The sequence below is a fragment of the Rhizobium sp. WYJ-E13 genome (assembly GCF_018987265.1).
In the GTDB taxonomy this organism is placed as follows: domain Bacteria; phylum Pseudomonadota; class Alphaproteobacteria; order Rhizobiales; family Rhizobiaceae; genus Rhizobium.
Genome location: NZ_CP076853.1, coordinates 3938885 through 3955802, shown reverse-complemented (window position 1 = coordinate 3955802; position 16918 = coordinate 3938885). Strand labels below are relative to the sequence as shown.

Below are 16918 nucleotides of genomic sequence, written 5' to 3'. Positions count from 1 at the left end.
CCACAGAGACCGTTTCGAACCGGTATTGGCGAAGCCTCTGGAATCTTTTCAGGATTCGGATTTTCCATGCTTTTCAAAACGAGAGGCAATTTTTTATTCTAATTGTTCCGAGCTGCGTGACAATTGGCGTCAGTGGTGGATGGATTTTAATCCTTGATAGACACCGACTCTAAGAAATAGAAACCTTTTAAAATATCTTTGGATTTTTATAGGGAAGAAGCGCTTGAGCGAAATGCGCCGGAAAATCATGCGGGTTCTCGACGGTGAAACTCTGACCCCACCTCCTCTCTGGCTGATGAGACAGGCAGGCCGGTATCTGCCTGAATACAGAGAAACACGCGCCAAGGCTGGAAGTTTCCTCGATCTCTGTTATTCGCCGGACTATGCCGTAGAGGTTACGCTCCAGCCGATACGGCGCTACGGCTTTGATGCTGCCATCCTGTTTTCGGACATCCTGGTTATTCCTGATGCGATGAAGCGCAATGTGCGTTTCACCGAGGGACATGGTCCGGAAATGGATCCGATCGATGAGGCGGGTATTGCCGGTCTGGATGGAGAGAATGTCGTCGGCTACCTGCAGCCGGTGCTGGAGACGGTGCGGCGTCTGAGGAAAGAGCTTCCTTTGGAGACGACGCTTCTCGGTTTCTGCGGAGCGCCGTGGACGGTGGCTACCTATATGATTGCCGGTCACGGCACACCGGACCAGGCGCCTGCCCGTCTCTTTGCCTATAGGCATCCGCGCGCGTTCGAGCATTTGCTGATGTTGCTTGCTGATGTTTCGGCCGACTATCTCGTGGCGCAGATCGATGCGGGCGCTGATGCGGTGCAGATCTTCGATTCTTGGGCCGGTGTTCTCGGCGAGAGAGAATTCGAGGCTTTTGCTATTCGGCCCGTTGCTCGCATGATTACTTCCATCAAGGCGCGGCGGCCGCAGGCGCGGATCATCGCCTTTGCCAAGGGGGCGGGTTACATGCTGAAGACCTATCGGCAGAAGACGGGCGCGGATGCGATCGGGCTCGACTGGTCCGTCCCGCTCGCCTTTGCGGCCGAGCTGCAGAAGGATGGACCAGTGCAGGGCAATCTCGATCCGATGAGGGTCGTGGCTGGCGGTCGTTCGTTGGAGGAAGGTATCGACGACATTCTTCAGGTGCTTGGAAATGGACCGCTGATCTTCAATCTCGGTCACGGCATCACACCGCAGGCGGATCCGGAGAATGTGCGCCTGCTCGTCGAGCGCGTGCGTGGCGCGGGGGCTGCGTGATGGAAAAGCAGACGGATCAAAAGCCGGGTGCCTATGCCCGCCGGCGGGCGCATTTTGCGCTGATCTTCTTTGCACTTCTTGCCGTCGGGCTCTTCGCCTGGAACCCCGACAATCTCTATCTCTGGATCAAGGCTCTCCACATCATCGCGGTGATCTCGTGGATGGCCGGGCTTTTCTACATGCCGCGGCTTTTCATCTATCACACGGATGCGGAACCCGGTTCGGTTCAATCCGAGACCTTCAAGGTGATGGAGCGCCGCCTGCTCAGGATCATCATGAACCCGGCCATGATGCTGACCTGGATTCTCGGTCTTTATCTTGCCTGGTCGGTTTATGATTTTCAGGGGGGCTGGCTGCATGCAAAGATCGGCTTGGTCGTCCTTCTGACGATTGTCCATATCTTTTTCAGCAGGGCTGTGCGGGTGTTCGAACGGGACGAGAACCGTCGCTCGGCTCGTTACTGGCGCTTCATGAATGAGGCACCGACGGTGCTGATGATCCTCATCGTGATCCTCGTCGTAGTGAAGCCTTTTTGATGCCTGGGATGGTGCGGGTTAAATTTCAGTCATTTTAAGCAGCCCCCTTGCGGGCCGGGTTCCGACTCGCTATTTTCCGGCCATCTCATCTTCGTGGCATGTGTGTAGAGTTCAGTCGCCTGCGAGCCCTTTCGCAGTACCGAATACGACCCAACATCGCCTTTCCCCTTCTAAAATAAAGAGTATTGGTCACTTCATGGCTGAAATGAAGCTTCAGGAACTTAAGAGTAAATCCCCGACGGATCTTTTGGCTTTTGCCGAATCGCTCGAGGTCGAGAATGCGAGCACGATGCGCAAGCAGGAGCTCATGTTTGCAATCCTCAAGGTTCTTGCCAGTCAGGATATCGAAATCATCGGCGAAGGCGTTGTAGAAGTCCTGCAGGATGGTTTCGGGTTTCTTCGTTCCGCAAATGCCAACTATCTGCCCGGCCCGGACGATATCTACATCTCTCCTTCCCAGATCCGTCGCTTCTCGCTGAAGACCGGCGATACGGTGGAGGGTCCGATCCGTGGTCCGAAGGAGGGCGAACGCTATTTCGCGCTTCTAAAGGTCAACACGATCAATTTTGACGATCCGGAAAAGATCCGTCACAAGGTCCACTTCGACAACCTGACGCCGCTCTATCCGAACGAGCGTTTCAAGATGGAACTTGATGTTCCAACCTCCAAGGATCTTTCGCCGCGCGTCATCGATCTCGTGGCGCCTCTCGGCAAAGGCCAGCGCGGTCTGATCGTTGCTCCGCCGCGTACGGGTAAAACGGTTCTCCTGCAGAACATCGCTCACTCGATCACCGCGAATCATCCCGAATGCTATCTGATCGTTCTGCTGATCGACGAACGTCCGGAAGAAGTCACGGACATGCAGCGGTCGGTCCGCGGAGAAGTCATTTCGTCGACATTCGATGAGCCGGCGGTCCGGCACGTTCAGGTCGCCGAAATGGTGATCGAAAAGGCCAAGCGCCTTGTGGAACACGGCCGCGATGTCGTCATCCTGCTCGATTCCATCACTCGCCTTGGTCGAGCCTACAATACCGTCGTTCCTTCCTCGGGTAAGGTTCTGACCGGTGGTGTTGACGCGAATGCCCTGCAGCGCCCGAAGCGGTTCTTCGGCGCAGCACGCAATATCGAAGAAGGTGGATCGCTGACCATTATTGCGACAGCGCTCATCGACACCGGCAGCCGTATGGACGAGGTCATCTTCGAAGAGTTCAAGGGTACCGGTAACTCGGAAATCGTTCTCGACCGCAAGGTTGCCGACAAGCGTATCTTCCCCGCGATGGATATTCTCAAGTCGGGCACCCGCAAGGAAGATCTGCTCGTTCCGCGGCAGGATCTGCAGAAGATCTTTGTCCTGCGCCGTATCCTTGCTCCGATGGGCACAACTGATGCAATCGAATTCCTCATCGACAAGCTGAAGCAGACGAAGAATAATGGTGATTTCTTCGACTCGATGAATACTTGATCATTAGCCGGATTCCTCAGATTGAGGCTGGTGGGTCGTTACGCGACCGCCAGCCTTTTTCTGTTTTAAATTGATCCGGAAATGAACCGATAGGCTGAAGACCGTATGGAAATGTGGAACGATACCATATTCGCTCTTTCAAGCGGCGCTCCGCCGTCAGGCGTGTCTGTTGTTCGTGTCAGTGGTTCACAGACACGTCTTATCCTCGAAGATCTGATTGGCAAGGTTCCCTCACCAAGATCTGCTGTCTACCGAACGATTCGGACTCGGAACGGTTTGACGATCGATGCTGGAGTGGTTCTCTTCTTTCCGGGTCCGTCCTCCTTCACCGGAGAGGATTCCGCAGAGTTCCAGGTCCACGGTTCGAAAGCGGTTATATCAACTCTCTTGAGAGAATTATCGTCGTTTCAGCAAACACGGCTTGCGATGGAGGGAGAATTTAGCCGCCGTGCCTTTGAGAATGGCAAGCTTGATCTCGTTGAGGTTGAGGGACTAGCTGACCTCATTGCGGCCGAGACTGAAATGCAGCGTCGCCTAGCCCTTGAGCAGAGTTCGGGTGGTTTGTCGCGCATATATGATTCGTGGGCGGAACGAATTACGCATTCTCGAGCGTTGATCGAGGCGGAACTTGATTTTCCAGACGAAGATGACGTTCCGGGGTCTGTTTCGGATCAGGTCTGGACGTCGCTGACGGAGCTCCGAAGAGAAATGGAGGATCATCTTTCCCTAGCGGAAATGGGAGAGATTGTGCGCGACGGCTTTAAGGTCGTTATTGCCGGGGCGCCCAATTCTGGCAAATCCAGCTTGATGAATTGGTTTGCACAAAGGGATGTGGCAATTGTTACCGATATCGCCGGGACGACGCGTGATGTGCTTCATGTGGACATCAATCTGAATGGCTATCTGGTCAAGCTCTACGACACAGCGGGCCTGCGAGACACAGTCGATGTCGTGGAGCAGGAAGGTATCAAGAGGGCACAGGCGGCACTGACCAACGCCGACCTCGTCCTTTTCCTCACTGATATGGGTTCGGCGGTACCAGTGGATCCTGCCGACTTGGAGCGGGCCTCATCGCATGTTATTGTTGGTACCAAACGCGATCTCTATCCTTCGGCCGAATCCTATAAGCTTCAGGTTTCCACAATGACGGGTGAGGGTCTTCCGGAGCTTCGGGACTACGTTTATTCCGTCATCGAACAGAAGTTTGGGGGATTATCCTTATCCGTCCCGACACGTGAGCGGCATAAAGAGTCACTTTCGAAATGTTTGACTGCCCTATCGGCCGCAATCGATCAGACGGAGCAGAGCTTGGAGATCAGAGCAGAATCTTTGAGGCTCGCAGGTGATCATTTGGGGCGCATTACCGGACGCGTTGACGTCGAAGATCTTCTTGGCGTTATCTTTTCGGAGTTCTGTATCGGAAAATGATTCACGTGGAACATTCGATGCGACCGCACGCGAATAGTTTCACGTGAAACCTTTTGGAGTTGCGCATGAGCGCCAGTAGTTATGATGTTATTGTGATCGGTGGTGGCCATGCCGGATCGGAGGCAGCTGCAGCGGCTGCGAGAATGGGTGCGAAAACCGCTCTAATCACACATCGCCGCGACACGATTGGTGTCATGTCCTGCAATCCGGCCATTGGTGGGCTTGGCAAAGGACATCTCGTGCGTGAGATCGATGCGATGGACGGTCTCATGGGCCGCGTTGCTGATGCGGCGGGCATCCAGTTTCGAATGTTGAATAAGAAGAAAGGTGCAGCGGTCCGCGGTCCGCGCACGCAAGCCGATCGCAAGCTTTATCGTCTTGCGATGCTGGATGCCATTGAGGCCATCGAAAACCTTGAGGTAATCGAAGGTGACGCATTTGACCTAAATATAAGGGATAATCGAGTCGCCGGCGTAATAATGAAGGATGGAAGGCTTTTTGCGAGCCCTTCCGTCGTTATCACCACAGGCACATTCCTACGGGGTCTTATCCATATAGGAAACGAGAAGACCCCCGCTGGTCGCACGGGGGAGCCGCCTTCCCTGGGGCTTTCGGTGACGTTCGGGCGCTTGGGCCTGAAGCTGGGTCGGCTAAAGACGGGGACACCCGCGCGCCTGAGTGGAAAGACGATCGATTGGGAATCGGTTGGGCGCCAGGCAGCGGACGATGAACTGATTCCCTTTTCTTTCATGACGGATCGCATTGTGAATCGGCAGGTCGAGTGCGGAGTTACGCGGACGACCGAGGCAACGCATCGCATCATCGTGGAGAACCTGCAGAAATCGGCAATGTACTCGGGTCAGATCGAAGGCATTGGCCCTCGCTATTGCCCTTCAATCGAGGACAAGCTCGTCAAGTTCGGCGAGAGGGATGGTCACCAGATCTTCCTGGAGCCTGAAGGGCTGGATGACGACACCGTCTATCCGAATGGCATCTCGACCTCGCTTCCTGCCGACGTGCAAGCCGCTTTTATCAGAACAATCCCAGGCCTTGAACATGTGGAAATCTTGCATCCCGGCTATGCGATCGAATATGACCATGTAGACCCGCGGGAGCTGTCGGCGACATTGGAGGTCAAGAGACTTCCGGGGCTCTTCCTTGCTGGCCAAATCAATGGAACGACAGGCTACGAGGAGGCTGCCGCGCAGGGGCTTGCCGCAGGTCTCAATGCTGCGCTTTCGAGCAGCAGTTCTGCGCCCTGTATCTTCAGCCGCGCGGACTCCTATATCGGTGTGATGATCGATGATCTGACTTCACGCGGCGTTACGGAACCATATCGAATGTTCACGTCGCGAGCGGAATATCGATTGACTCTTCGCGCTGATAATGCTGACGCCCGACTTACGCCGATGGCAATCGATCTCGGATGTATTTCCGTAGATCGACGCGACCGGTTTGCGGCATATCAGAGCGAACTCCGGAGTATCAGATCACTGCTCCAATCGCTGTCGGTAACGCCTAGCGAGGCTCGTCGTGCAGGCCTCAACCTTAATTTGGATGGTCAGCGCCGGACAGCCTATGAACTTCTTTCCTATCCCGAATATGGTTTTGAGGATCTGGGCAAGATATGGGAGGGTTTGGGCTCTTTCTCCAAGAAGGTGGTGGAGGCGCTGGAGATTGAAGCAAGCTATTCGGTCTACATGGACCGTCAGGCTGCGGCTATTGAAGTACAGCGACGAGATGAGGCGCGTTTGATCCCTGGTGATTTTGATTACAGCCTTTTGTCGGGGCTCTCGAACGAATTGAAGAATAAGCTCAGTGTACAAAAGCCCGCTAATATCGCTCAGGCTATTAAGGTGGAGGGCATGACACCAGCGGCAATTTCGCTCTTGCTGGTATATCTGCGTCGTGGCGAGGGTACCGGTAAGCAAGTCGCATAGCGACTGCAAGGTTTGAGAGTCTTCAGGAATGGAATTAAACGGTTTACGTGTTTCACGTGAAACACAGCAGCGTCTGCAGTATTTCGCGGAGCTTTTCACAAAATGGGCCAAGGCGATCAACCTTGTTGCTCCTTCCACTATGGACGATCTGTGGAGCCGGCATATCGCCGATAGCGCACAAATCTTCCAGATCTCCCCTCGCCCTCAAACTTGGGTCGATCTCGGGAGTGGCGGCGGTTTCCCCGGAGTGATCACCGCGATCTTCCTGGCGGAACAGCGAGCCGGCTGGGTCCATCTGTTGGAGAGCAACAACAAGAAGGCAGCATTTCTGCGCACCGCCCTGCGAGAAACCGGCGCGAGAGGCGAGGTGCATGCTATCCGAATCGAGGATGCACCAGCTACTGTCCCTGCCTGCGATGCTATTTCCGCTCGAGCTCTCGCTGATCTCGAAAAGCTGATCGAATTTGCGTCGCCCTGGATGGTTGGCAAGGAAAATAGCCGCGCGTTTTTTCATAAAGGCCGGGATTACCAGAGGGAAATCCAGAAAGCGCATGGTCGCTGGACCTTCGATCTGCTAGAACACAATAGCGCTGTTGAGCAAGATTCTGTAATTCTCGAAATATCAAATCTCCGGCGCTTGGTTTAACAAAGCGGATATTGCGGCAATGGCTGGCGAACGTAATCGGATTATCACCATCGCAAATCAGAAGGGTGGTGTTGGTAAGACGACCACCGCAATCAATTTGGCAACCGCCCTCGCCGCCATCGGTGAGCGGGTGCTGATTATCGATCTGGATCCACAGGGTAATGCAAGCACCGGTTTGGGTATCGATCGTCGCAATCGTAAGCTTTCCTCTTACGATCTGATGATTGGGGACGCTGGCGTCGCTGAGACCGCGCTGGAAACGGCTGTTCCTAATCTCTTTATTGTCCCGTCGACGATGGATCTTCTCGGGGTCGAGATGGAAATCTCCCAGCAGAGCGATCGCGTCTTCAAGCTCAGGAAGGCATTGTCCTCTTTAGAGGCGATGTCTTTTTCTTATATCCTCCTCGACTGCCCGCCCTCTTTCAACCTCCTGACGATGAATGCCATGGCGGCTGCCCATTCGGTACTGGTGCCGCTGCAGTGCGAGTTCTTTGCGCTTGAAGGTTTGAGCCAACTGCTGGAGACGGTCAACCAGGTGCGGCGGACGGTCAACCCCCAGCTTGACATCCAAGGTATCGTGCTGACGATGTTCGACGCCCGCAACAATCTGGCGCAGCAGGTCGTCAACGACGTGCGGACCCATCTCGGCGAGAAAGTATATCACACGCTTATCCCGCGGAATGTCCGTGTTTCAGAGGCGCCTTCATATGGCAAGCCGGCGATTCTCTACGATCTGAAGTGCGCCGGCAGCCAAGCCTATCTGCAGCTCGCATCGGAGGTCATCCAGCGGGAGCGGCAGAGACTGGCAGCCTGAAAGAGTGGATGACAGCGTAAGCGAGTTTTGGACATGAATGACGATACATCGAAAAGACGGCTTGGCCGCGGTCTGGCAGCTCTTATAGGCGAAATGGATCAACCTGTTCCGGCTGAGGCGGAGCGGTCAGCGGTCAGCGCCGACCGAATGATCCCCATTGAGTTCGTCACTCGCAACCCTCGCAACCCTCGTCGTTTCTTCGATGATGCCGAGCTTCACGATCTTGCAAGTTCGATCCGCCAGCATGGTATTGTGCAGCCGATCGTCGTCAGAACACTGGCGCGGGATCGTTATGAAATCATAGCCGGCGAAAGACGTTGGCGTGCTGCCCAGCTGGCGGGTTTGATCGAAATCCCTGTTATCATCAGGGACGTGGACGACAAAACGGCGCTGGAAATTGCGATCGTTGAGAACGTCCAACGCTCCGATCTCAACGCTCTCGAAGAGGCGCTTGGCTATGAGCAGCTTATTGCCGAATATGGATATACCCAGAATGATCTCGGTGAGATTATCGGTAAGAGTCGCAGCCATGTCGCCAATTCCTTGCGGCTGTTGAAGCTGCCTGATCCTGTCCGTGACATGCTGGCCGCCGGAAGTCTGTCCGCAGGTCATGCGCGTGCGCTGGTTTCGACGTCGGATCCCTCCGCACTCGCGCGTACAATCGTCTCTAAGGGCATGTCGGTACGCGATGCGGAGAAGCTCGCGCAGAACGACATCAAGGCGCAGTCGGAGCCCCAGACGCCCGTTCAAAAGAATCAGAAGGATTCCGATACGTTGGCTCTGGAGCGTACGCTGTCAGATACGCTTGGGCTCGATGTGTCCATCAATCATAAGGCGAGTGGCGGCCAGATCCGTATTTCCTACAAGTCTCTGGAGCAGCTGGAGGAAGTCTGCCGGCTTCTGGAGCGACGCTAATCAGGCTTGGGGGCGCCTTCCCGATTGCAGTGTAGTGGAGAGCAGCGTCTGCATGGCGATGCTGTCTTCCAATATTTGCCGCTGTCTCGTCTGTAGGACAGCGGCCTGCAGACGTTTTGTTTCACGGGAAATAGCGTCTGCGCTCCAGCTTTTCAACGCTTGTTCTATAATCGGCTTGCGCCGGAAATGAAGATGCCTGCCTAGCGTCTGCATTACTTGCGCGAGCGGCAGTCTCTTCTCATCCATCTCCGCGCGCATCGTATCGAGAAGCTGAAATTGTCGAAGGCAGGCCTGGAGAACTAGAAAAACCGAGGTCTTGGAACTCGTGATCTTCTGCATTGCATGCAAGAAGGTATTGCTGTCGCCACCTAATATCGCATCAACAGCATCGTCGACTGAAATGGCGCTAGCGTCACCAATTATTTCGGTGACGTGATGATCATCGATCGTTCCCATGCCCCGGCAATAGAGCGCCAGTTTGCGAATCTCATTTCTGGACGCAATTCTGTCGCCACCGATCAGGGTGATGAGAGCCTGCCGGGCAGCCGGGGTTATGCCCAGTCGTTCTGCGGAGAGTTCGCTGTCGATCAGTGCGTTAAGTGCGCGGCCATCATCGGCGTAGCAGGGGATGGCGACTGCTGTGCTGCGGGCAGCCTCGACCGTCTTGCGTAAGGCCGATCCCTTCTTCAGGTCGCCTGCTTCAACGATGATACTGGCTGCCTCGAGGGAAGCACCTGATAGAAATGAGACAGCATCGACGAGATATTTCTCGTTTGCAGCACCCCTCACCCATATCAGCTTTTCACCGCCGAAAAGACCAATCGACTGGGCTTCGTCGACCAGCCGGCCAGGCTCTTTCTGAAGATCGCCGACATCGAGCTTGGTGACAGAGAAGGGATCGTTCTGGTCGATGCCAGTCTTTCCAGCGATCATACTGGCACGCTCAGAAACAAGTCCGCGGTCCGGACCATAGATCAGATAGATGCGGTACAAACGTGCGGATTTCTGCAGGAACCCTTCGAACTCATGGGATTTGATTTCCGCCACGCCACCGCTCCCTTAGCGGCTGAGTGCGGCGGCGAGATCCGCTCCCACGAATTCGGCCGCCTGGTTGGCCGCGCGATTTTCCGCATCGAGAATTGCTCGCTGCTTGGCAAATTCCTGGCTCGGGAAGTCAACGAGAGACGTTGCCGAGCGGCTACCTGCCTTGATGATCTGATTGTCTTTCGTCGTCCGCAACGTATAGCTGACCGTCACGTTCGCGCGTCCTGCACGAGACGTATCGGAGGATTGAACAAGCAAAGTATCGGCAACGTATGACGAAACCTGCATATCAACCATGTAATCCGGCTTCTCAACTTCACCGGCACCGCGGGAAGCCAGGAAAATCAGACGATTGCGAACTACCTGTCCGACACGCGTACTTGCTTCGGAAAAGCCGACGGAACCGAGCTTTTCGGTAACGCCGGTATTTTCGGAATAAAGTGGCCGGACCTGGCAGGCGGAAAGGAACGCTGCGGAGGCAAGGATCGTTACGATGCCGGCGCGGCGCGCAAGCTTGCGGGCGAAATCAGACGACAATGTTTACAATCCTCTGTGGAACTACGATGATTTTCTTCGGTGCCTGACCGTTCAAGACATTCTTCACCGCGTCCAATTCCAGCACGGCTTCGGTGACGGCATTCTGATCTGCGTCGCGCGAAATTGTCAATTCGGCGCGCTTCTTGCCGTTGATCTGCACCGGAAGGATCACGTCGTTTTCGATGACGAGCGATTCATCATAATCCGGCCAGGCCGCATGGGCGATGAGGTTCTTGTTGCCGAGGGTCATCCAGCATTCCTCGGCCAAGTGTGGCGTCATAGGTGCAACGAGCTGGACCAGGATCTCGGCCGCGTTTCGGATAGCAGCCCGATAAGCTAGATCGCCCTCGCCGCTCGCCACTTTCGTCAGCGGGCCCGCCAGCGCGTTGACGAGTTCGTAGATGCGGGCGACTGCCTTGTTGAACCAGAGCCTGTCGTAATCGTTCTGGACGGCCTTCAGCGTCTTGTGCGCAAGCTGCGAGATCGCCAGTGCTTCGCCTTCCTTTGCCGGCTTGGGTTCGACGGCGGACAGTGCCTCTGCCGCTTCAGAAATCAGGCGCCAGAGGCGCTGCGTGAAGCGATGAGCGCCTTCGACCCCGGCTTCGGACCAGATGACGTCACGATCGGGCGGAGAGTCGGACAGAACGAAGAAACGCGCAGTATCGGCGCCGTAGGACGCGATGATATCGTCGGGGTCTACAACGTTCTTCTTCGACTTCGACATCTTTTCGATGGAGCCGATGGCGATTTCCTCGCCTCCATCAAGCAGATAGGCGCTGCGCTTCCCATCGATCTCCTCGATGCGGATATCGGCGGGCGAAATCCATTCGCGGTGCATGCCGGTGCCGCGGCTATAGGTTTCATGGACCACCATGCCCTGAGTGAAGAGGCCCTTGAAGGGCTCCTTGACGTCTACATGGCCGGTCTCGCGCATCGCCCGCGTGAAGAAGCGCGAATAAAGCAGGTGCAGGATCGCGTGTTCGATACCGCCGATATACTGGTCGACCGGCAGCCACCGATTGGCTGCGGCCGGGTCCGTCGGCCGCTTCTCCCAGGGTGCCGTGAAGCGGGTGAAGTACCAGCTCGAATCGACAAAGGTGTCCATCGTATCCGTCTCGCGACGCGCATCCTTGCCGCATTGCGGGCAGGAGACGTGACGCCAGGTCGGGTGGCGATCCAGCGGATTGCCGGGCTGATCGAAAGTCACATCCTGCGGCAGCTTTACTGGTAGATCCTTCTTCGGAACCGGGATGACGCCGCAGTCATCGCAATGGATGATCGGGATCGGGCAGCCCCAGTAGCGCTGGCGGGAGATACCCCAGTCGCGCAGGCGGAAATTGACCTTGCGTTCGCCCTGCGGCGCATTACCGAGCATGGTGGAAGACAGCTTGTCGGCAACGACCTGGAAGGCTTCGTCCGTCGACTTGCCATCGAGGAAGCGCGAGTTGATCATTACGCCTTCGCCGTCATAGGCGACATCGCCGACGGTGAAGCTTGCGGCATCGCCGTCCTTCGGCATGACGACCGGCACGACCGGCAGACCATATTTATGAGCGAAATCCAGGTCACGCTGGTCGCCGGAGGGGCAGCCGAAGATGGCGCCCGTGCCATAATCCATCAGAACGAAGTTGGCGACATAGACCGGCAGCTCCCAGGAAGGATCGAGCGGATGTTTCACGCGGATGCCCGTATCCATGCCTTTTTTCTCGGCCGTCTCGAGTGCGGCAAGAGAAGTACCAGCGCGGCGGCATTCCTCGCAGAAGGCTTCGATATCGGCATTCTTGCCCGCCATCTCCTTGGCGAGGGGATGATCGGCGGCGATCGCCAGGAAGGAAGCGCCGAACAGCGTATCCGGGCGCGTTGTATAGACCGTTACTTCAGTTTCGCCCGCGGGTGCGGTTTCCGGAACGATTTCCCAGCGGATCGTGAGACCTTCGGAGCGGCCGATCCAGTTCTTCTGCATCAGGCGCACTTTTTCCGGCCACTGGTCGAGCGTATCGAGCGCGTCCAGCAGGTCCTGGCTGAAATCGGTGATCTTGAAGAACCATTGCGTCAATTCGCGCTGTTCCACCAGCGCGCCGGAGCGCCAGCCACGGCCGTCGATGACCTGTTCATTGGCGAGAACGGTGTTGTCGACCGGATCCCAATTTACCTTGGACTGCTTGCGGTAAACGAGACCCTTTTCCAGGAAGTCCAGGAAAAGGTGTTGCTGCTGCTGGTAGTATTCGACGTCGCAGGTCGCTAATTCGCGCGACCAATCCAGCGACAAGCCCATCGCCTTAAGCTGTGCCTTCATCGAGCCGATATTCTGATAGGTCCAGGAGGCTGGGTGTACGCCGCGCTCCATTGCCGCATTTTCTGCTGGCATACCGAAAGCGTCCCAGCCCATCGGATGAAGGACGTTGTAGCCCCGGGCGCGTTTGTAACGTGCCACCACGTCACCCATGGCATAGTTGCGGACATGGCCCATGTGGATACGGCCCGACGGATAGGGGAACATTTCCAGGACGTAATATTTCTCGCGCGGATCGGAGTTGTCGGTCTCGAAGACCTTTTCCTCGTTCCATTTTTGCTGCCAGCGGGGCTCAGCATCGCGCGGATTGTAACGTTCGGTAGCCATGGTATCAGAATTTCCGGAAAATCAGGGGAGGTTGGTCGAGACCTTCACCATGAAACCAACCAAGCGTCAAGTTTTGCGGCCGCTTCAGACGTTCGATCTCGGCTTTGGGGTGATATCTTGGAGAGAAGTCTTGGCAAGGCCACTGCAGGTGATTAGTGCATTGCCAGTGAATTATGTGTGATGTCGAGGCCGAGCGATGGAACTTCAAGAGCGGTTGAACGAAGTACGATCCAAGATCGCCACGGCGGAGCGGGATGCGGGTCGTTCTGCGCGCTCTGTTGAACTCGTGGCTGTCTCGAAGACCTTCGAGGCCGATACCATCCGTCTGGCAATCAAAGCGGGCCAGCGCGTCTTCGGAGAAAACCGCGTCCAGGAAAGCCAGGGAAAATGGCCGGAGCTGAAAAAGGAAATGCCCGGCATCGAGTTGCACCTCATCGGTCCGCTGCAATCCAACAAGGCTGCCGAAGCGGTTGCGCTCTTCGACGTCATCGAGTCCATTGACCGCGAGAAGATTGCCCGCGCCATAGCCGAGGAAATGAAGCGGCAGGGCAAAGAGCTTCGCCTTTATGTGCAGGTCAATACTGGTCTGGAGCCACAGAAGGCCGGCATAGCACCAGATGACGCAGCGGCTTTCATAAACTTTTGTCGCGATGAGCTCGGCCTTACCATCGAAGGGCTGATGTGTATTCCGCCGGCAGAAGACAATCCCGGCCCGCACTTTGCCCTGCTCGCAAAGCTCGCCGAAAAATGCAGCCTGAAAAAGCTCTCAATGGGCATGTCCGGCGACTATGAAACTGCCATAGCGTTTGGCGCCACCAGCGTGCGCGTCGGCTCGGCGATTTTCGGCGCACGTTAACGAATAGCGCAAGAGCGCTCTTCGAATCAGAGGATTACTCATGATTTGAGTGGGTATCCAGCGGCCGTTGTTTGGAAAGCGATAATATTCATTAATACGAAAAAAAGTTTAAGCGGGCGATTTCTCTGGTTGAGCTCACATTGAGCAGCACCCGTGACAACTTTCTAAGCTTCTTAAATCATTGGGGAATTCCTGCCGATTTCCGAAACTTTCCCAAAGCCGATCGATTGCTGCCTCAAGCCCTAATAAGAGCTTAAATTAAATCTTCAGCAAGGCTAATTGAGGAATTATTAACTATGTTAGGCGCAACCATTCGTTAACGGCAATGACCCGGCTCTCTCGGGTTTTGCATGAAGCGTCGCCGTTACCGGACTTGTCCGGATGACCCCTTTCACTTTGATTGCGGAAACGGAACATGACAAGCATCCTCACCAACAACGCTGCCATGGCAGCGCTGCAGACCCTGCGCGGCGTAAACGACAGCCTCAAGGATACCCAGGGCCGCGTCTCCTCGGGCTATCGCATCGACAAAGCTGCTGACAACGCTGCCTACTGGTCGATTGCAACGACCATGCGTTCGGACAACAAGGCCCTTTCGGCCGTTTCCGACGCTCTTGGTCTCGGCGCTGCCAAGGTCGACACCGCCTATACTGCGATGGACAACGCCATTGACGTTGTTATGGAAATCAAGGCGAAGATCGTCGCCGCCACAGAAAAGGGCGTCGACAAGACCAAGATCCAGGAAGAGCTCGACCAGCTGCAGGACCAGCTGGTGAGTATTGCCCAGTCGGCTTCCTTCTCCGGTGAAAATTGGGTTGCCGGCGCTTCGGGGACGAAGAGCGTCGTCTCGTCCTTCGTCCGTGACGGTTCCAATGCCGTTTCGGTCAAGATGACGGACTATGTTCTTGATGCCGGTACGCTCGGCAATGTGTTGTTCGGCATGAACAGCAACGGCACGATCCAGACAACGAGCGGCATCATTGGCACTGCATTCAACGGCACCTACGGCAACACGGTTATCGTCATGCCGTCGATCTACGCGCTCGACATCACCAATTTCAGTCAAGGCCAGCTTGACGGAGCGCTTTCCGGCGTCGAACTCGTGCTCCAGGCCCTGACGAATGCAGGCTCGCAGCTCGGCTCGATTTCGACCCGAATTCAGCTGCAGGAAACCTTCGTCAGCGCCCTGGGTGACTCGATCGACTCAGGCGTCGGCCGCCTCGTCGACGCCGACATGGAAGAAGAGTCTTCGAAGCTCTCTGCCCTGCAGACGCAGCAGCAGCTTGCGATCCAGTCGCTCTCGATCGCCAATTCCTCGGCACAGAACATTCTCTCGCTCTTCCGCAGCTAATAGCGCGCAGGAGAACGGCAACAAAAAACCCCGCCATTGGCGGGCTTCAGACTGCTGACAAACCCCTGGCCACAGCCAGGGGTTTGTGATTCACTGGGACATGTTGAAGAAACCTGCTCCCGAACAAACGGCTCTCGAGATGGTGACGCTCGACAGCCTGGTGCCGAAGGATCACCTGCTTCGCAAGATCGATGCGGTGATCGACTTTTCCTTCATCCATGATCGTGTTGCCGGGCTCTACTGCGCCGACAACGGGCGTCCGCCGCTCGATCCTACCTTAATGTTCAAGGCTCTGTTCATCGGCTACCTGTTCGGGGTTCGCTCGGAGCGGCAGTTGGTGCGCGAGATCGAGGTCAATGTCGCCTATCGCTGGTTCCTTCGGATGAAGCTGACTGAGCCGGTCTTCGATGCCTCGACGCTGTCGCAAAACCGTCGCCGCCGCTTCAACGATACGTCCGTGGTCCAGGACATCTTCGATGCGATCGTGAAGCAGGCGATCCGGCACGGCCTGGTCGACGGCACGGTACTGTATACGGATTCCACGCATCTGAAGGCCAATGCCAACAAGGGCAAATATGATCTTGAGATGCTCCAGAAATCGCGGGCCGATTACTGGGCCGATCTTGACCGGGCGATCGAGGCCGAACGGGCCGCGCATGGCCAGAAGCCGCTGAAGGAGAAGGCGCGCGAGCCCGAGGTGAAGGAAACCAAGGTCAGCCGCACCGACCCTGAAAGCGGCTACATGGTGCGCGACGGCAAGCCCAAGGGCTTCTTTTATCTCGATCATCGGACCGTCGATGGTCGCCATGCCATCATCACCGACACGCATGTGACGCCGGCCAATGTGCATGACTCGATCGTCTACCTGGAGCGGCTGGACCGGCAGCGCGACCGCTTCGACTTGCATGTCGGCGCGGTCGGGCTCGATGCGGGCTATGCGACATCAGGCATCGCCAAGGGACTGGAGGACAGAAAAATCCTCGGCGTCACCGGCTATCGCAATCCCACCCCACCCAAGGACGGGATGATGCGCAAATCGAAGTTCGTGTTCGAGCCCGAGACGGACGGCTATCGCTGCCCCGAGGGCCAGTTGCTGACCTATGCCACCACCGACCGCAACGGCTACAAGCACTACCGCTCCGATCCTGCCATCTGCCGAAACTGCCCGCTGCTTGCCTCCTGCACGTCCAATGCCAAGGCTGAGCGCACCATCACCCGCCATGTCTGGCAAGACGCCCGAGAACGAACAGATGCCAACAGAAAGACACCCTGGGGCAAGGCAATCTATAAGCGGCGAAAAGAGACCGTCGAACGTTCCTTTGCCGACGCCAAACAACTTCACGGCCACCGCTACGCCCGCTTCCGAGGCCTCGTCAGAGTCCGCTGCCAATGCCTGCTGGCCGCTGCCGCCCAGAACATCAAGAAGATCACCATAGCGCTGACCAAGACCCCAAAGCCAGCCTGGGGATAAGGCCAGACAGCCGTAATTCTCATCAGACCAACCTCAT

At 56.2% G+C, this 16918-nt stretch carries 14 protein-coding genes; 11 read left to right on the top strand and 3 right to left on the bottom strand.

Features of this window, described 5'->3' with window-relative positions:
• Nucleotides 1–223 precede the first annotated feature (223 nt).
• The 8 genes from hemE (at nucleotide 224) to KQ933_RS19535 (ending at nucleotide 9002) form a co-directional block, all read left to right on the top strand.
• The gene (gene hemE / locus KQ933_RS19570; RefSeq protein WP_216756392.1) at nucleotides 224–1261 is read left to right on the top strand and encodes a uroporphyrinogen decarboxylase; all 1038 of its coding nucleotides are present in this window, start codon (nucleotides 224–226) and stop codon (nucleotides 1259–1261) included.
• Entirely contained in the window at nucleotides 1261–1797 is a 537-nt protein-coding gene (gene hemJ, locus KQ933_RS19565; protein ID WP_216756391.1) for a protoporphyrinogen oxidase HemJ, read from the top strand. Before hemE ends, hemJ begins: the two co-directional genes overlap by 1 nt.
• 196 nt (nucleotides 1798–1993) lie before the next feature.
• Entirely contained in the window at nucleotides 1994–3259 is a 1266-nt protein-coding gene (gene rho / locus KQ933_RS19560) for a transcription termination factor Rho (RefSeq protein ID WP_029868909.1), read from the top strand.
• Between the two features lie 105 nt (nucleotides 3260–3364).
• Nucleotides 3365–4687, top strand: coding sequence for a tRNA uridine-5-carboxymethylaminomethyl(34) synthesis GTPase MnmE (gene mnmE, locus KQ933_RS19555; RefSeq protein ID WP_216756390.1), 1323 nt, complete (start codon nucleotides 3365–3367; stop codon nucleotides 4685–4687).
• A 65-nt stretch (nucleotides 4688–4752) separates the two neighbouring features.
• Nucleotides 4753–6627, top strand: a complete 1875-nt coding sequence (gene mnmG, locus KQ933_RS19550) for a tRNA uridine-5-carboxymethylaminomethyl(34) synthesis enzyme MnmG (protein WP_216756389.1) — start codon at nucleotides 4753–4755, stop codon at nucleotides 6625–6627.
• Between the two features lie 28 nt (nucleotides 6628–6655).
• Nucleotides 6656–7273, top strand: coding sequence for a 16S rRNA (guanine(527)-N(7))-methyltransferase RsmG (gene rsmG / locus KQ933_RS19545; RefSeq protein ID WP_216756388.1), 618 nt, complete (start codon nucleotides 6656–6658; stop codon nucleotides 7271–7273).
• Between the two features lie 19 nt (nucleotides 7274–7292).
• Nucleotides 7293–8087, top strand: a complete 795-nt coding sequence (locus tag KQ933_RS19540) for a ParA family protein (protein ID WP_216756387.1) — start codon at nucleotides 7293–7295, stop codon at nucleotides 8085–8087.
• 33 nt (nucleotides 8088–8120) lie between these two features.
• On the top strand, nucleotides 8121–9002 hold the full coding sequence (locus tag KQ933_RS19535) for a ParB/RepB/Spo0J family partition protein (protein ID WP_216756386.1): 882 nt from the start codon (nucleotides 8121–8123) through the stop codon (nucleotides 9000–9002).
• On the opposite strand, the gene holA is transcribed toward KQ933_RS19535, so the two are convergent.
• The 3 genes from holA to leuS are packed head-to-tail and all read right to left on the bottom strand — an operon-like array spanning nucleotide 9003 to nucleotide 13203.
• Nucleotides 9003–10049, bottom strand: a complete 1047-nt coding sequence (gene holA / locus KQ933_RS19530; protein ID WP_216756385.1) for a DNA polymerase III subunit delta — start codon at nucleotides 10047–10049, stop codon at nucleotides 9003–9005.
• 12 nt (nucleotides 10050–10061) lie between these two features.
• On the bottom strand, nucleotides 10062–10583 hold the full coding sequence (gene lptE / locus KQ933_RS19525; protein WP_216756384.1) for an LPS assembly lipoprotein LptE: 522 nt from the start codon (nucleotides 10581–10583) through the stop codon (nucleotides 10062–10064).
• Nucleotides 10573–13203, bottom strand: a complete 2631-nt coding sequence (leuS, locus tag KQ933_RS19520) for a leucine--tRNA ligase (protein ID WP_216756383.1) — start codon at nucleotides 13201–13203, stop codon at nucleotides 10573–10575. Before leuS ends, lptE begins: the two co-directional genes overlap by 11 nt.
• Nucleotides 13204–13399: 196 nt before the next feature.
• Here leuS and KQ933_RS19515 point away from each other — a divergent pair, with 196 nt between their 5' ends.
• The 3 genes from KQ933_RS19515 (at nucleotide 13400) to KQ933_RS19505 (ending at nucleotide 16881) form a co-directional block, all read left to right on the top strand.
• Nucleotides 13400–14059: a YggS family pyridoxal phosphate-dependent enzyme gene (locus KQ933_RS19515; RefSeq protein ID WP_216756382.1), complete on the top strand. Its 660-nt coding sequence runs from the start codon at nucleotides 13400–13402 to the stop codon at nucleotides 14057–14059.
• Between the two features lie 415 nt (nucleotides 14060–14474).
• Complete coding sequence (locus KQ933_RS19510) at nucleotides 14475–15410, top strand: flagellin (RefSeq protein WP_216756381.1); 936 nt, start codon at nucleotides 14475–14477, stop codon at nucleotides 15408–15410.
• A 100-nt stretch (nucleotides 15411–15510) separates the two neighbouring features.
• A complete protein-coding gene (locus KQ933_RS19505) occupies nucleotides 15511–16881 on the top strand; it encodes an IS1182 family transposase (protein ID WP_216755122.1) in 1371 nt (456 codons plus the stop codon).
• The last annotated feature ends 37 nt before the right edge of the window (nucleotides 16882–16918 follow it).